At 44.6% G+C, this 563-nt stretch carries 1 protein-coding gene; it reads right to left on the reverse strand.

Translation table 11 applies throughout. The features are described from left to right. Positions 1-288 precede the first annotated feature (288 nt). The coding region (locus D8801_RS09775) for a hypothetical protein (protein WP_221761551.1) at positions 289-563 on the reverse strand (275 nt) is incomplete at its 5' end.

The raw sequence follows: 563 nt of genomic DNA on the forward strand, positions 1-563 counted from the left end.
CGGTCTCCATTTTGACGCGGAGCTTTTGCGCTGACCGGTAAAGGTTGGTGGCAACCGAAATGGCTTCAAGATTCAAGGACTCGATCGGCATGCGTTTCAGCTTGATGAGTGTGTCGTGTTCTTCCTGTCGAAGATGGGGGGATCTATCCAAATCGTGACGCCTGCCTTTTTATTTTCAGAATCATTAGCTATGAAACGAATTTTAACAGATGGTTTTCATCCATGCAAGCCCTTTTTTGATATGACGAGAAAAGCCGGCATCATGATGATGACCGGCACTTGTTTCAGCTATTTTTTGGTGATCTGTTTGCGGCGCACTTCAACCCGATCCCCTTTTTGAATGTTGTCATACTGTTTTTTCGAGACGAGGACGGCATGTTCTTTTCCGTTTTGATCTTCAATCAACAGCCAATATCTTTTTTCTTTTCGTTCAGAGAGCGCTTTTTCTTTGATTCCGGCGGTGCGGAGCATGCTTTTTTGTTCTGCTGTATATCCGCCCGCGTGGAAGATCATCCAGTATGGAAAGTAGTAATTCAAAAAGGCTGATCCAGCAGGATTTTGAT

Source organism: Streptococcus oralis (genome assembly GCF_003943415.1).
Classification (GTDB): Bacteria; Bacillota; Bacilli; order Lactobacillales; family Streptococcaceae; genus Streptococcus; species Streptococcus oralis_BJ.